Below are 15102 nucleotides of genomic sequence, written 5' to 3' on the forward strand. Positions count from 1 at the left end.
TTGTTCAAATCGGCGAAATTCAGACGACATGCTTTTGCCTCAGCGTTTTGACGACCGACCCGCCATGACGTGACGTTGCCGTTCCCACCCTTGATTCATCCACCGAACCCGGAGGCCGAACATGACCGTCAATGCCACCGCCCAAGCGTCGACCCGCACCGCCCAACTGGTCACCCGCGCGTACGCGAGGCTCCTGCTGGTCGGCTTCGCGCTGGTGCCTGCGTATCTGATCGCCTATCTGTACTTCTTCCAGGATCCGTCGCTGAAATTCGAGAATCACGCCTTTCACGAACTGGCGATCGCAGCGGCCACGCTCGAAGGCGCGTTCGTCACGTATGTCTGCTGGCGCTGCTATCGCCTGTCGGGTGAGCCGTTGCTGCGCTGGCTTACGCTGGGCTTTCTGGGCTTTTCCGTCGTCTATGCGTTGCATGGCGCGTTCACCGGCATGGCGCATCACAATATCTGGCTGTTCCTGCTGTACGGACCGGCTTCGCGCCTGACCATGTCGATCCTGATCCTCGTCGGGCAGCTTACCTACAGTCACAAGGCCGACAGCGCAGCAACCCGCGCCAATCCCCGCATCTGGTTACCGTGGCTCGCCCTGTTCGGGCTCGTCGACGTCGCGGTCGCCGTGATCGCCTACTCGCCGGTGGCCGGCAACCTGTGGGTACGCCTGTCGATGGAGGGCGGCGCACTGCTGCTTTCGGCCGTGAACGTCATCGCGCTGGTCATGCGCCGCATCCGCTCCCCACTGATGACGATCTACGGCATTTCGGTCACGGCGTTCGCGCTCTCGTCGCTCGCCTTCATCCTCGGGCGGCCGTGGAATCACATGTGGTGGCTGGCGCATGCGATTTTCGCGGCCGGTTTCTTCCTGCTCAGTTTCGGCGTGGTGCAGGCCTTTCATACGACCCGTTCGTTTTCGAAGATCTACAGCCAGGCCGAACTGTTTGCCCGGTTGAGGGAGGCGATGACAAGGACCGAGCGAGCGCTGCAGGAACTGCAACGGACCAACGAAAAGCTCGAGCATCTGGCGGCCACGGACCCGCTCACGGGCGCGACCAACCGGCGGCAATTCATCGAAAGCGTCGAAGCGGAAATCAACCGCGCAAAGCGCCATGGCGCGCCGTTCTCGTTGCTCGCGCTCGATCTCGACCACTTCAAGGCGATCAACGACAGTTACGGTCATCAGGCGGGCGATCAGGTGTTGCAACGCTTCGTCGACAAATGCACCGACGCGATCCGGCCGTACGACGGCGTCGCGCGGGTGGGCGGAGAGGAATTCATGGTGCTGCTTCCGCAAGCCGCGCTGGACACCGCCCAGTCGGTCGGCGAGCGCATCCGCTCGGCGATCGCGGGCGCGCCGTTCGAGGCAGGCATCGGCGAACCGATCACGGTCACCGTGAGCGTCGGTGCCTCCGAATTCGGTCGGGATGGCGAAACGATCGACGCGATCCTGCGCAAGGCGGACGAACGCCTGTACCGCGCGAAGCATCTGGGCCGCAACCAGGTGGTCGCCGGATAGCCGGTTGCCGGATCAGTGCCGTCCGCCGCACCCCTGGCCGGCGTTCGTCAATTCATGACGCCCGGGCATCGCCGGGCGCGTCATGTCGCAGCAGGATCAGAACGGGCTGCGTGTCGTCTCGCCATTGGTGAAGATCGCATCGACGACCTGATAGAACGCCATCGCCGTATCCGCGACTTCCCAGACCGCGAGGATGACGTGGTAACCGCTACGCATCGGCAACCGGCATTGATGAACGGTCGGCTGCTGCGGCACCAGGTTCGCGTTCGGATCCCAGTAGGGCTGGCCGGGATTCTGGATCGTGCAGAACGGCGTGGGCTCGAACTGCGCGCGCGTCAGCTTGTCCGACGGGTTCCAGTCGGCGCGTGTAATGAAGTAGTTCCAGCGACGCGTCTTGTGCACGGCGCTGAATTCCCATTTGAAATTCTGCAACGCGCCCGGCCGTAGCGGGATCTTCTGCCAGCGGCTCGGCGACTGCTCGTTCAGCACGGGCAGCGGGCCATTCGTGCTGGCGCCGGCGATTTCGCCGTCCGCAGGGGGTGCGGCATTCTTCGCGTCAGCCGGCGCGAACGGATCGGACAGGCCGCTTTGCGTCGCGGGGAAGAACTTGCCGTTCTCCATCGCGTTCGCGTGCCAGGCGTCGACAGGGCAGTTCGGATTCTGGCCTTGCGTGCACAGCACGATGCGCGAAGGCGGTTCGGTCAAACGGCCGTGCGCGTGAGCGCCGGCCGCGGCGACCAACAGCGCCACGCCGGCCAACGAGCATGGCATCACGGAAGCAACGTATTTGCGGATGATCTTTTTCATGAGCCCTCATGGCATTGATGTCGGAACGGATATGCGCCCATCGAGGCTGCCGCAAGATCCCGGGCAGAGATTCCTGTCGACGCGTCGTCGCGCACACTGATCGGCAAAAGCGGCGGCCAGATGAAACCGCGGCACGCGATGATTAATCGCCGTGCTTTCTGACAAATCACTTTCACCGAACCGAACCTTATCCACAAAAATCGGAAAAATAAACGTCTCGTATTGATAGTTTTTTAATTCGAATCAAACATTTGAATCGTTTTTTCATTCCGACCTGTTTTGGTTCGACTTCAATTGCGGCATTGAATAAACCGCCAATTCATTCGGAACGCCGTGACCGGTCGTTCCGCAGACGGCTTGACGCTCCGCACCTGCTCGTCATCACGCCCGAATCGGCAGGCCCAGCCGCCAGCTCATATTCCTGCGCGCACGCGTCTCGCAGCGCGTGTAGAAGAAATCGGTCAGATAGATGCGCGAGCGTGCGAGCAGCCCGCGAAGAATCGTCCGTTCATGAAGGTCGTAAGCCCGGTCGTCGAGATCCGGGCGCTCCGCCCGGAGCAGTCGGCCGTCTTCGCGAAACCGCCTGCGAGACGCGCCAAGCGCGGCCAGGTCGACGTCGCATACGAAACGGGTATCCAGTTCCGCAGCGATGCCGACGTGGGTCGTCGCGAGAATCATCGCGCAGATCCGGTCGCACGCGCCGATTCGCCCCGCTGCCAGGTGCCGGAACCAGTCGGCGCTGCGCTGTTCGTTGTTGTTCGCGCCAGGGACGTAAATCGCGTCGTGAAACCAGAGCGCGAGTTCGACCGCATCCGGTTCGGGAATCGCGCCGCGCGCGAGGTCGACATGACGCAAGCATCGTCTGACGTGTACAAGCGTATGGTAGTGCCGCATCGGCTCCGAATAGCATCCCGCCAGCAAGCGATAGACCTCCTCGGCATGCGCGCCGCCACTGCCCGACCACAATGCGACGAACCGCGCCTGTGTCTGGTTCACGTTCGCTCCTTGGCCGCGGCGGTGACGGAGGTTCGCCCCACGCCGGCACGACCGCCATGCGCTCAGAGAAATTCCCTGCGAATGTCGATGCTCGACCGCTGTCCGATGTTTCCGTAGTGATGCGCGAGCCATGCATCCGCTTCACGTCGTCCGTGGTCATGCAGCTCGCTCAGAAATCCCCAGTCCGCGTTGTACTTGCTCGATACGCTCAGCGCGCTCAGCGCGTCGTCGGCACGAATCGAATGGATCAGCATTTCCTTCATCTCGCCGCGCTTGATCGTGCCTTGCTGGATCAGGTCGGTGACGAACGCGATGGCGCGCATCTCGCGCATCAGCGACGAGTTGAAACTGATCTCGCTGATGCGGTTCAGAATTTCGGCTGCCGTGATCGGTACACCGCGGCGCACGAGCGGATTGATGTGCACGATCACGACGTCGCGCGTCGTGCAATTGTAGATAAGCGGATAGATGGCCGGATTGCCCATGTAGCCGCCATCCCAGAAGTACTCGCCGTCGATCGCGACCGCCTGGAACAGTGTCGGCACGCAGGCCGATGCCAGTACCGCGTCGGCACTGACATCCTCTCCCGTGAAGATGCGTATCTTCCCCGTCTCGACGTTGGTCGCGCAGAGATACAACCGGATCGGACAGTGCTTGCGCAGCGTGTCGAAGTCGACCTGGCTCTCGAGCACTTCGCGCAGCGGATTCAGGTTGTTCGGATTGAACTGATACGGCGAAAACACGCGCAGCATCATGTCGGTGAACGCATACAGCGGCGAATGATCGAGCCCGAAGCTGTGCGTCCCCTTCAGCCACGGCACCCAGCGCAACGGGTTGTAGCGCTCCGCCGAGCGTGCGACAGCCTGCCAGAAGTCGTGCAGTGCCTCGCGCGCACCGTCCTCGCCGCCCTTCTGCAGCCCGTACGCGAGTACGGCGGCGTTCATCGCGCCGGCACTGGTTGCACAGACACCCTCGATGTCGAGCCTGCCGTCTTCGAGCAGCCGGTCGAGCACGCCCCAGGTGAATGCGCCGTGCATCCCGCCCCCCTGCAGCGCCAGCGCGATCGGTTTGCGCGGACCATCGTGGCGGCGTCTCGTGTGCGTGGTTGTCATGCCCGTCTCCTCGAGCAGCGGCGGTTCGCGGACGCCACGTGGTCACACGATGCGTCGTCGTACGCCGCAGGTCCGGTCATCCTGCGTGCGCGCCCAATGCGTCCAGCAGCGCTTTTGCCTCTTGCAGGTCGCGTGTATCGAAGCCTTCCGTGAACCAGGTGTAGACGTCGCGCAGCACTTGCGCGGCCTCCTCGGTCTTCCCCTGCCGTTGCAACAGCCGGGCGAGATCCGACGCTGCCCGCAGTTCCAGCGCCCTGGCGCCCTGCCGGCGCGCTCGCGCGATCGCCCGGTGAAAGCAGTCGACGGCTTCATCGGCGCATTCGGGTGCCGTGCCTCGCGTGCCGTCCCCGCCAGCCAGATAGATACCCGTGAGACGGAACAGTTCGGCCTCGTAGCAATGCTCGCCGGATTGCTCGACGATCGCCATGGCCTCTTCCAGCATGCCCAGTGCGGCCTTCCTGTCACCCGCGCGCCAGTAACTGTCGGCGAGCAACGCGAGGGAAAAAGGACGCTGGTCCTCGCCCCCGGCTGCCCGCTGCGCGTCGAGGCCCAGCCGCATCTGCGCAATGCCGTCCTGGAGGTTGCCTTGCGCGCTCATCGCCCACCCTCGCAGAAGCGTCCCCCACGCGAGCCAGTACGGCAATCCGTGCTCGGTCGATACGGCTATGACCGCTTCCGCGCGCTCGGCGGCCAGCACCGGCTCCCGTCGCAGTTGATGCAAATGCGCGGTGTAAGTCAGGCTGAACGCCAGAGAGGGTCCATAAGAACAGGTCCGTGCGAGCGCAAGCGCTTCGACGCTGCGCGCGAGCGCCTGGTCGGGATACCCCTGGATCCACAGAATCAGCACGAGGAAGCTGAGTGCGCGGATGCCGGGATCCACCCCGTGTGCAAAGACGTGCGCCTGATGCTGCTCGGGATCGTAGAGCGCCAGCGCCCGTTCCATCTGGGTGCGAGCCGCATCGAAATCGCCCTGCAGAAAAAGGCACGAACCCAGCGCGCTATGGGCCTCGATGAGGAAGCCTGAATCGTTCGCATCCCGGGCCGTACCGAGCATCTGCATGCCCAGTTCGATGGCGAGCGCATACTCGCCGCGCACCACGTGATGCATCCGCAATCCCAGCAGCGTCGCGAAGCGCTGCGATGCGTCGCCGGTGCGCTCGCACAACTCGAGCGCGCGCGTATAGATCGAGCCCACCTCCGTGGCGCCATACCCGCGCACATCCATCAGGACCGGCCCGAGCGCAAGCAGCAGTGTCAGCTCCCAACGTGCCCGCGCCGGCGTGTCCGGCAAGCCCTTCAACAACGCCAGCGCCGCGTCGAGGTGATGCATTGCATCGTGATGGGCGGCATGGCGCAACGCCTGCTGAGCCGCTCGATGCAGGTATTCGACAGCCTTGGGAAGGTTGCCGCTCTGACTGTAGTGGTGCGCAAGTTCGCTGCAGTAATCGGCGATGCGGGTCGGGAACAGCACCTCGATCGCCTGCGCGGTGCGCTCGTGCAGCGCGGTACGCCGCTCCGTGAGCAGCGAGCGCCCTGCCACCTCCTGGGTCAGCGCGTGCTTGAACGAGTAATTGACTTCCGGAAACGCGGGGCACTCGTAGATGAACTCCGCCGCCTCCAGATGCGCGAGCAGGCGCCGCAGTTCGTCGTCCCGCGCCGCCTCGCCGCAAATGCGCCGGATCAGGCTGAACGGAAACTCGTGGCCGATCACCGCGAGTGCCTGCAGCAGTTCCTTTTCGTCAATCGGAAGGCGGTCGATACGCGCGGCGAGCACGCCCTGCACGGTGGTCGGAATATGCAGCGCCGCCGGCGTCTCCACGATGCGATAGCGCCCGGCTTCACCGAGCAGCGACTGCTCCTCGACGAGCGTCTGGACCACTTCCTCCATGAAGAACGGATTGCCCTCCGTCTTGTCCAGGATGAGCTGCTTCAGCGGCACGAGCGTGCGATCTTCGCCGAGCAGTGCCGCGAGCAGCCCTTGCGCATCGGCGGGGCCGAGCGGTTCGAGCCGGAGTGTGCTCCCCTGCGCCGAGCACGCCCATGCGGGCTGATACTCGGGCCGGTAGTTCACCAGCAGCAGGATCCGTGCGTCCGGCACGTGGTCGATCAGGTAGGTGAGGAAGGCTTCCGTTTCACGGTCCAGCCATTGCAGATCCTCGAACAGCAAATGGACCGGCTGATTCCGGCTCTCTCGTGCGAGAAGCTGCCTGATCGCGTCGAAGGTACGCTCGCGCCGGATCTGCGGATCCATCTCGACGAGTACCGGCCCGCCTTCGCCGATGCCGAGCAGATAGAGGACGTACGGCACGAGGTCCTCGAAACTGCGCTCGAGCGTGAGCGCCTTGCCGATGACCTTTTCCCGGCAGCGCCGCTCGTCGTCCTGGGTCGTGATCTGGAAATAATTCTTCAGGAGTTCGATGAGCGGCAAGTTGGAATACGCCTTGCCGTGCGATACCGAAAACGTCTCCAGCACCAGCGCGCCACGCCGCGAACGCTCCTTGAACTCGTGGAACAGGCGAGACTTTCCGACGCCGGCCTCCCCCACCACGCCGACCACGCGCCCCTGTCCGGCCTTCACGGTCTCCAGCGCCCGGTTCAGGTGATCCATTTCCGATTCGCGGCCGACGAAGCGCGCGAGACCGCGATGCGCGGCCAGCTGCAGGCGCGTGCGCAGTGCCCCCAGGCCGAGCACCTCGTACACGCACAACGGCGCGGGGATGCCCTTGAGCTGCGTCGCTCCCAGCGCCTTGAACTCGAAATAGCCTTCGGCCAGCTTGTGGGTGGACTCGCTGACGAGAATCGACGTCGGTGCCGCGATGCCCTCGATCCGCGACGCGATGTGGATCGTATGCCCGAGCGGATCGTAATCGGTGTGCAGGTCGTCGGTGCGGATCGAACGCACGACGACCTCGCCGGTGTGAACACCGACGCGAATCTGCAGAGGGATGCCTTCCTGCAGACGAATGCGATCGCCGTGCTGCCGCATCGCCTGCTGCATGCGCAATGCCGCGAAGAGCGCGCGCTGGGCATGGTCTTCGTGGGCAATCGGCGCGCCGAACAGCGCGAGGATGCCGTCGCCGAGCGATTTGGCTACGTACCCTTCGTAGTAATGGACCGCTTCCATCATCAGCTCGACCACCGGCACGATCAGGCGATGCGCCACTTCGGGATCGAGATCGTGGATCAACGCGGTCGACCCGGCCATGTCTGCGAACAGTGCGGTCACGGTCTTGCGCTCGCCGGCGGGTTCGCCGCGCGCTTCCATGGCCGCGTGTTCGGCGCGGATCCGCTCGGCAAGGTGATCGGGCGTGTAATGAACGGGGGGAGGCGGCGGCTCCCGGCCCGATGGCCGGGACGGCGGCGACACGGCCGTGGGCGCGGCCAGCGGCGTCCCGCAGTTGCTGCAAAAGCGGGCCGCCGGCGCTACGTCGTGCCCGCATTGCGGACACGTGCGCGACAGCACGGCCTGGCATTCCTGGCAGAACCTCGCACCGGGAGGATTCTCGGAACCGCATAGTGCGCAGCGCATAAAACCCTCTTCCAGCCAAGGGTCGACATCGAAACATTATGCGCTTCTCGCTGCCGGTATTCAGGCTGACCATGCGATGACGCGTGCCGGCGGGCGTCGCGTGGACGGCGAGCCCGGATGTCCTGCCTGACCTGTCCATGCCGGCAAATCACGCTGAAAACCCGCCCCTGCGCATCGCCTGACACATCGTGCTCCACCGGGACAAAAACTGCACCCGACGGCAAAACGTCTCCTGAAACAGATCGGTAAAGTGGCCAGCGGCTATTTGTAATGCGTCACGGCCACGCCTAAAACAACCGATTCAGGAGACAAGCATGCAACGCTTCACGAGACCAGCCATTCGCCGTTCGGCATGGGCCGCAGCCGGCACCGCGCTCGCCCTCGGGCTGTATGCCTGCGGCGGCGTCGACTCGTCTTCCACGCCGGTCACGCAACAGGACTTCGGCTATACGACCTTGAACCTGATCACCCGGGACGGCCTGAAGTTCAAGGACATGGACAAGAGCGGCCAGCTCGAACCCTACGAAGACTGGCGACTCAGTGCCGACGTGCGCGCGCGCGACCTCGTCGGCCGCCTCACGCTGGCCGAGAAAGCAGGCCTGATGATGCACGGCACCGCACCGGTGCTGAACGACACGACCGGTTCAGGCACCGGCTCCGCCTACGATCTGGCGGCGCTCAAGACGCTCATCAATCAGCGGGGCGTCAACACCTACATCACGCGCATGAGTGCCGATGCGCACACCATGGCCGACCAATACAACCAGATTCAGACGCTGGCGGAGCAATCCCGGCTCGGCATCCCGGTGTCGATCAGTTCCGACCCGCGCAACCATTTCCAGTACACGCTCGGCGCGAGCGCAGGCAGCAGCGGTTTCTCGCAGTGGCCCGAAACGCTCGGCTTCGCCGCAATCGGCGACGCGGCCCTCACGCGAAAATTCGGCGACATCGCGCGCCAGGAATATCGCGCGGTCGGCATTACCGAAGCGCTTTCACCGCAAGCCGACCTGGCGACCGAGCCGCGCTGGCCACGCATCAACGGCACCTTCGGCGAAGACGCCGATCTCGCGCGCACGCAGGTCCAGGCCTATATCGAAGGCTTCCAGGGCGGCAGCAACGGCATCCAGGCCAATAGCGTCATCGCCGTCGTCAAGCACTGGGCCGGATATGGCGCGCAGAAACTCGGGTTCGACAGCCACAACTACTACGGCCGCTATGCGACCTATCCGGGCAACAACTTTGCCTATCACCTGAAGCCGTTCGAAGGCGCCTTTGCCGCCAACGTCGGCTCGGTCATGCCGACCTACTCCGAACCGGACATGACGGTGACGGTCGACGGCATCACGCTGGAGCCCGTCGGCGGTGCTTACGACAAGCCGTTGCTGACCGACCTGCTGCGAGGCAAATACGGCTTCAAGGGCGTGATCGTGTCCGACTGGCTGATCGCCGACGACTGTGACACGAACTGCATCAACGGCGTGTCGTCGGGATCCCCGTCGTTCGTCGGACTCGGCATGCCCTGGGGGATGGAAGGCGCCACCCGCGTGCAGCGTTTCGTGCGGGCCGTCAATGCCGGCATCGACCAGTTCGGTGGTGACGACGATCCGAGCGACCTCATCGACGCCGTCAACCGCGGGCAACTGTCGGAAGACCGCTTGTCGGAATCGGCCTATCGCGTCCTGCTGCAGAAATTCCAGCAAGGCTTGTTCGATCATCCGTATGTCGATGCAAGCGCGGCCGGCAAGATCGTCGGAAACGCCGACTTCCAGGCGCAGGCACTCGATGCGCAGCGCCGCTCGATGGTGCTGCTGCAGAACAACGGCAAGCTGCTGCCGATGACGGCATCCGTCAAGAAAGTCTGGCTGTACGGCATCGATCCCGCCGTCGCACGGCAATACGGCTATCAGGTCGTCGATACGCCGCAAGCCGCGGACGTTGCGATTCTCCGCGTGAGCACGCCCTATCAGACGCTGCACCCGAACTACATGTTCGGCTCGATGCAGCATGAAGGCAGCCTCGCGTTCGTCGACGGCAGTGCGGACTACGAGGCAATCAAGCAGGCCGCGCTGGCACCGAAGTCGATCGTCTCGGTGTACATGGATCGCCCCGCGATCCTGACCAACGTGCAGGACAAGGCCACCGCGATCCTCGCCAATTTCGGCGTGACCGATGCCGCGCTGTTCGACGTGCTGACCGGGAAAGGCCAGCCGCAAGGAAAGCTGCCGTTCGAGCTGCCGTCGTCGATGGCGGAAGTCGCGGCACAGCGGGAAGACATGCCGCACGATACCGCGCATCCGTTGTATCCGTTCGGATTCGGTTTGACGTATTGATGCGTTGGCGATGCCGGCCCGCTGATGGCGGCCGGCGTCGACCACCTCGACGACTGGCGCACGCACGCGGTTCGTACGCAACGTGTCCGCGAAGACGCCATTGCCGTGCGCCGATCGCGCGCGAGTAACGTTCAACCCGAACGGCTTCGTTCTGCCGCCGACGTTCCGCGGTTCGTCGCATGAATCGGGCGTTGCACGGTCCTGCTTCATCACGGCCGCATCGTCGCGGCAGAATCATGCAAAATACGCCGCATCTGAGATGCGGAGACTTGCCCGTGGGGATCAACTTCGATTTGAACGACTTGCAGGCGTTTCGCGCGGTCGTGGAAACGGGAAGTTTCCGAAAGGCCGCGGAAACGGTCAGCATTTCGCAGCCCGCGTTGAGTCGTCGGATCGACAAGCTCGAAGAAGCGCTCGGCGTGCGGCTCTTCGAGCGCACGACGCGTAGCGTCACCCTCACCACCGTCGGTCGCGTGTTCGCGCAGAGCGCCGAACAACTGCTCGACGATCTCGACGCCGCCCTGCTCGGCATTCGCGACGTGTCGTCGAGCCGCCTGGGCCATGTGACCATTGCGTGCGTTCCGTCGGTCGCTTACTACTTTCTGCCCACCATCATCGCGCGCTATCATCACCGCTTTCCACGCATCCGGGTCAAGCTGCTGGATGCGGGCGCAAACGAGGTGCTGGGCGCCGTCATCAGCGGCGAGGCCGATTTCGGCGTGAGCTTCATGGGCAGCCAGGAGGCCGACATCGATTTCAAGGTGCTGCTCCAGGAGCGGTTCGTTGCGGCCTGCCGCCGCGACCATCCGCTCGCGCGCAAGAAGCGCGTGACCTGGAACGAACTTTACGAGCACGATTACGTGTCGGTGGACAAGACTTCCGGTAACCGCCTGTTGCTCGACCAGGCGCTTGCCGCCGTGGCACCGCGTGGGCCGAGCGTGTGCGAAGCGCGCCACGTGACGACCCTGCTCGGCTTGATCGAAGCGGGGCTCGGCGTCGCCGCGGTGCCGTCGATGGCGATGCCCGGGCACGACCACCCGATCCTCACGAGCGTGCCGCTCGTCGAGCCGATCGTCAAACGACGCGTGGGCATCGTGAAACGACGTGGACGACCGCTCACCCCGGCCGCCGAAGCGTTTCACCAGATGATCATCGAAGCGAAGCGTGCCGGTATCGCAAGCAGCGGTGCATCGGCGTGACAACGACAGAAGAGACACGAAGGAAGACCGTACAGTGAGGTTGGCCAGGCTGCTTGGATCGCTTTATGTGCAGGTCCTGCTCGCGATGATGCTCGGCGTGACCGTCGGTCACGTATGGCCGGAAGCAGGCGCGATGCTCAAGCCCCTCAGCGACGCATTCGTCGGCCTGGTACGGATGACCATCGCGCCGATCGTCTTCTGCACGATCGTCTCGGGCATCACGTCACTGGCGAACGGGCAGGCAATCGGTCGCACGATCGTGCGGGCTCTCGTGCTGTTCTATCTGCTGACCACCGTCGCGCTCGCCATCGGGCTCGTCACCGCGTTCGTGCTGCGACCGGGTGCCGGCATGCACATCGACGTCCACCATCTCGATTCGCGCATCCTCGCGCCGTACGTGAAGGATGCGCAACCGCACGGGCTCGTGGCGTTCGGGCTGAGCGTGATCCCCGATACGATGCTCGGCGCGTTCGAGAAAGGCGAGGTGTTGCCGGTGCTGCTGCTGTCGCTGCTGTTCGGCTTCTCGCTGAACGCACACCCGCGGGCCGGCCGGCCCGTTCTTGCACTGATCGACGGTGTCGCCCAGGTCGTCTTTCGCGTGCTCGCGATGATCATGCGACTCGCGCCGATCGGCGCATTCGGCGCGATGGCCTTCACGGTGGGCCGCTTCGGAATCGGCTCGATCGGCTCGCTGGCGAAGCTGATGTTGTCCTTCTACGTGGCCTGCACGCTGTTCGTCGCGCTGGTGCTCGCACCGCTCGCGCGGCTGCACGGCTTTACGCTGTGGCGACTCTTGCGCTACCTGCGCGAGGAGTTGCTCATCGTCCTTGCGACATCCTCGTCGGAGCCCGTCCTGCCACGCCTGATCGTCAAGCTGGAGTCGCTCGGTTGCGACAAGGGCGTCGTGGGGCTCGTGCTGCCGGCGGGCTATTCCTTCAACCTGGACGGCACCGCGATCTACCTGACGCTCGCCGCGTTGTTCATCGCGCAGGCGTGCGATGTCCCCCTTTCCGCGTCGCAGATCGCCGTGATGCTCGCCATCATGCTGCTCACGTCGAAGGGCGCGGCCGGTGTTTCCGGTAGCGGGCTGGTGGCGCTGGTCGCCACGCTCGTCGTCATGCCCGACCTGCCCGTCGCCGGCGTGGCACTGCTGGTCGGCATCGATCGCTTCATGTCCGAGGCACGCGCACTGACGAGCGTGATCAGCAATGCCTGTGCGGTGATCTTCGTGTCGTCGTGGGAAGGCGCATGCGATCGTACGCGTCTTGTGCAGACGCTCGCCTCAGTGGGGCCGGACTCCGCGAACGGGGCCGATACGGTCGGTACCGCGGCCCATGCCGACAGTGACGGGAAGGCTGCCTGACGCAACCCTTCCCGTCGATCCGGCTCAATGAGCGGGGACGGAATCCAGTCCGGTCGATTTCACGTCCGCCTGCACATCGGGCGACGCAAGATAGTCGAGCAGCGCCTTCGCTTCCTTCGGATGCTGTGCGCCAACGGGGATGCCGGCCGCGAAGCGCGTGACCGACTGCAGCGATTCGGGGATCTTGCCGACGAAGGTCGCCCCCTTGACCGGCAGCAACTCGCTCACCTGCTGGAAGCCGATTTCGTAGTCGCCGTTCGCGACGACCGATGCCACCGGGATCCGCGGGATCATCTTTGCCTTCGACTTCACCTGCTCCTCGATGCCGAGCTTCCTGAACAGCTCGCGTTCGATATACACGCCGCTCGCGCTGTCCGAGTAGGCGATCGACTTCGCGTGCAGCAGCGCCTGCTTGAGGCCTTCGGCGGACCCGACGTCGGGTTTCGCCGAGCCGTCGCGCACGACCACACCGATGCGCGAGTCGGCCAGCTCGACCCGCGATCCGGGGATCACCTTGCCTTGCTTGATCAGGTCGTCCAGCGCATAGCCGACCATGATGACGGCGTCGGCGGGCTCGCCGCGCGCGAGCCGGTTCGGAATCGCTTCCGGCGACTTGCCCATCGACGGGCCGAGCGCGGTATCGAGCGTATTGCCCGTCGTGGACGCAAACCGGGGGCCGAGCAGCTTGTAGGCGGCGGTGAAGCCCCCCGAGCTCATCACGTGCAGTTCGGCGGCCTGCACGTTGGCAGCCACTGCCGTGGTGGCAACGAGCGCAGTCGCGCAAAACTTCAGGAGCAGATTTCTCATGGTCGTGGTCGTGCGGATTCGTATTGGTTCGTTCGAGTAACGGAGCATTCCGGATGGATGCCGCTTCAATGCGCCGGCGTCAGCGTCGCGGCACCGCGACGATAGAGCGCGAACGTCGCAAGCAGCGCGCACACGGCGGCAAAGCTCATCCAGTAGCCCGGTGCGGCCTTGTCGCCCGTCATGTGAATGAGCGCGGTCGAGATGGCGGGCGTGAAGCCGCCGAACACGGCCGTCGCGAGGCTGTACGCGAGCGAGAAGCCCGCGACGCGCACCTGCACCGGCATCACTTCCGTGAGCGCCACGACCATCGCACCGTTGTAGATCCCGTACATGAACGAGAGCCACAGGAGGACGAGCAGCATGTTGACGAACGACGGCGCGTGAGCGAGCACCGACAGCGCCGGGTACGCGGTCACGACGGTGAGCACCGTCATGCCGACCAGCAGCGGCCGGCGGCCGATCCTGTCGGACAGCGCACCGCCGATCGGCAGCCACACGAAGTTCGACACGCCGACGCACAGCGTCACGAGCAGGCTGTCGGCGGTGCTCAGATGCAGCACCGTCTTGCCGAAGGTCGGCGCGTAGACGGTGATCAGATAGAAGCTCGTGGTGGTCATCGCGACCAGCATCATGCCGGCAACCACGACGCCCCAGTTCTGCACCAGCGTACCGAACACTTCCTTCATGCCCGGACGGTGCTTGCGCGCCTTGAACTCATGGGTTTCTTCCAGGTTACGGCGCAGCATGAAGATGAACGGCACGATCATGCAGCCGACGAAGAACGGCACGCGCCATCCCCATGCGGCGATGGCCGATGCGCTCAGCCATTGATTGAGCGCAAAGCCGAGGCCTGCTGCGACGACGATCGCGACCTGCTGGCTCGCGGACTGCCAGCTCGTGAAGAAACCCTTGCGGCCGGGCGTGGCCAGCTCGGCGAGATAGACCGATACGCCGCCCAGTTCGGCCCCGGCGGAGAAGCCCTGCAGCAGCCGGCCGAGCAACACGAGTGCGGGTGCCAGCAGGCCGATCGTCGCGTAGCCCGGCACGAACGCAATCAGGATGGTGCCGCTCGCCATGATGGACAGCGTGACGATCAGGCCCTTGCGGCGGCCGACGTCGTCGATGTACGCGCCCAGCACGATGGCGCCCAGCGGCCGCATCAGGAAGCCGGCGCCGAACACGGCGAAGGTCATCATCAGCGATGCGAACTCGCTTTGTGCGGGAAAGAAGACGTTGGCGATCTGCGTGGCATAGAAGCCGAACAGGAAGAAGTCGAACTGCTCGAGAAAATTCCCGGCGGTGACGCGGAAAACCGCAGCGGCCTTCGAACGTTCGTTCGGAAGGCTGGACGAGGGGTGCATCGGGGTGTCTCCTGAAGATCCAGAAATAGGCGGGAGGGGCGGGTCGATTGTCGTTTTCCGGCATGTTCACTCG

At 64.4% G+C, this 15102-nt stretch carries 10 protein-coding genes; 4 read left to right on the forward strand and 6 right to left on the reverse strand.

The genetic code is table 11. From position 1 onward, the window contains the following. The first annotated feature begins 121 nt into the window (after positions 1-121). Complete coding sequence (locus BDI24065_RS14215) at positions 122-1525, forward strand: GGDEF domain-containing protein (RefSeq protein WP_175031806.1); 1404 nt, start codon at positions 122-124, stop codon at positions 1523-1525. 96 nt (positions 1526-1621) lie between these two features. Here BDI24065_RS14215 and BDI24065_RS14220 read toward each other — a convergent pair whose 3' ends face one another. From BDI24065_RS14220 to BDI24065_RS14235, 4 genes are all read right to left on the reverse strand, one after another. Beyond that, positions 1622-2332 carry a lytic polysaccharide monooxygenase gene (locus BDI24065_RS14220; protein ID WP_438820007.1) on the reverse strand — a complete coding sequence of 237 codons (711 nt, stop codon included), beginning with the start codon at positions 2330-2332 and terminating at the stop codon, positions 1622-1624. 381 nt (positions 2333-2713) lie between these two features. Then, positions 2714-3253, reverse strand: a complete 540-nt coding sequence (locus BDI24065_RS14225; RefSeq protein WP_438820011.1) for an HD domain-containing protein — start codon at positions 3251-3253, stop codon at positions 2714-2716. A 137-nt stretch (positions 3254-3390) separates the two neighbouring features. Further along, positions 3391-4440 carry a patatin-like phospholipase family protein gene (locus BDI24065_RS14230; RefSeq protein WP_175031808.1) on the reverse strand — a complete coding sequence of 350 codons (1050 nt, stop codon included), beginning with the start codon at positions 4438-4440 and terminating at the stop codon, positions 3391-3393. 76 nt (positions 4441-4516) lie between these two features. Further along, complete coding sequence (locus BDI24065_RS14235; protein WP_175031809.1) at positions 4517-7969, reverse strand: adenylate/guanylate cyclase domain-containing protein; 3453 nt, start codon at positions 7967-7969, stop codon at positions 4517-4519. Positions 7970-8283: 314 nt separating this feature from the next. Here BDI24065_RS14235 and BDI24065_RS14240 point away from each other — a divergent pair, with 314 nt between their 5' ends. From BDI24065_RS14240 to dctA, 3 genes are all read left to right on the forward strand, one after another. Next, positions 8284-10299, forward strand: coding sequence for a glycoside hydrolase family 3 protein (locus BDI24065_RS14240; RefSeq protein WP_175031810.1), 2016 nt, complete (start codon positions 8284-8286; stop codon positions 10297-10299). Positions 10300-10574: 275 nt separating this feature from the next. Continuing rightward, positions 10575-11498 carry a LysR family transcriptional regulator gene (locus tag BDI24065_RS14245; RefSeq protein ID WP_175031918.1) on the forward strand — a complete coding sequence of 308 codons (924 nt, stop codon included), beginning with the start codon at positions 10575-10577 and terminating at the stop codon, positions 11496-11498. Between the two features lie 34 nt (positions 11499-11532). Further along, positions 11533-12861 (forward strand): C4-dicarboxylate transporter DctA, encoded by a 1329-nt coding sequence (dctA, locus tag BDI24065_RS14250; RefSeq protein ID WP_175031811.1) that lies wholly within the window; start codon positions 11533-11535, stop codon positions 12859-12861. A 24-nt stretch (positions 12862-12885) separates the two neighbouring features. Here dctA and BDI24065_RS14255 read toward each other — a convergent pair whose 3' ends face one another. After that, a complete protein-coding gene (locus tag BDI24065_RS14255; RefSeq protein WP_175031812.1) occupies positions 12886-13668 on the reverse strand; it encodes a substrate-binding domain-containing protein in 783 nt (260 codons plus the stop codon). 65 nt (positions 13669-13733) lie between these two features. After that, complete coding sequence (locus tag BDI24065_RS14260; protein ID WP_175031813.1) at positions 13734-15029, reverse strand: MFS transporter; 1296 nt, start codon at positions 15027-15029, stop codon at positions 13734-13736. Positions 15030-15102 lie beyond the last annotated feature (73 nt).

Source organism: Burkholderia lata (assembly GCF_902499025.1).
Classification (GTDB): domain Bacteria; phylum Pseudomonadota; class Gammaproteobacteria; order Burkholderiales; family Burkholderiaceae; genus Burkholderia; species Burkholderia lata_C.

What these genes read in the sequence shown, in the direction of transcription:
- BDI24065_RS14235 (WP_175031809.1), bottom strand. Translation starts at nt 7,969, where the DNA reads ATGCGCTGCGCACTATGCGGTTCCGAGAATCCTCCCGGTGCGAGGTTC.
- BDI24065_RS14220 (WP_438820007.1), bottom strand. Translation starts at nt 2,332, where the DNA reads ATGAAAAAGATCATCCGCAAATACGTTGCTTCCGTGATGCCATGCTCG.
- BDI24065_RS14215 (WP_175031806.1), top strand. Translation starts at nt 122, where the DNA reads ATGACCGTCAATGCCACCGCCCAAGCGTCGACCCGCACCGCCCAACTG.
- BDI24065_RS14230 (WP_175031808.1), bottom strand. Translation starts at nt 4,440, where the DNA reads ATGACAACCACGCACACGAGACGCCGCCACGATGGTCCGCGCAAACCG.
- BDI24065_RS14260 (WP_175031813.1), bottom strand. Translation starts at nt 15,029, where the DNA reads ATGCACCCCTCGTCCAGCCTTCCGAACGAACGTTCGAAGGCCGCTGCG.
- BDI24065_RS14240 (WP_175031810.1), top strand. Translation starts at nt 8,284, where the DNA reads ATGCAACGCTTCACGAGACCAGCCATTCGCCGTTCGGCATGGGCCGCA.
- BDI24065_RS14255 (WP_175031812.1), bottom strand. Translation starts at nt 13,668, where the DNA reads ATGAGAAATCTGCTCCTGAAGTTTTGCGCGACTGCGCTCGTTGCCACC.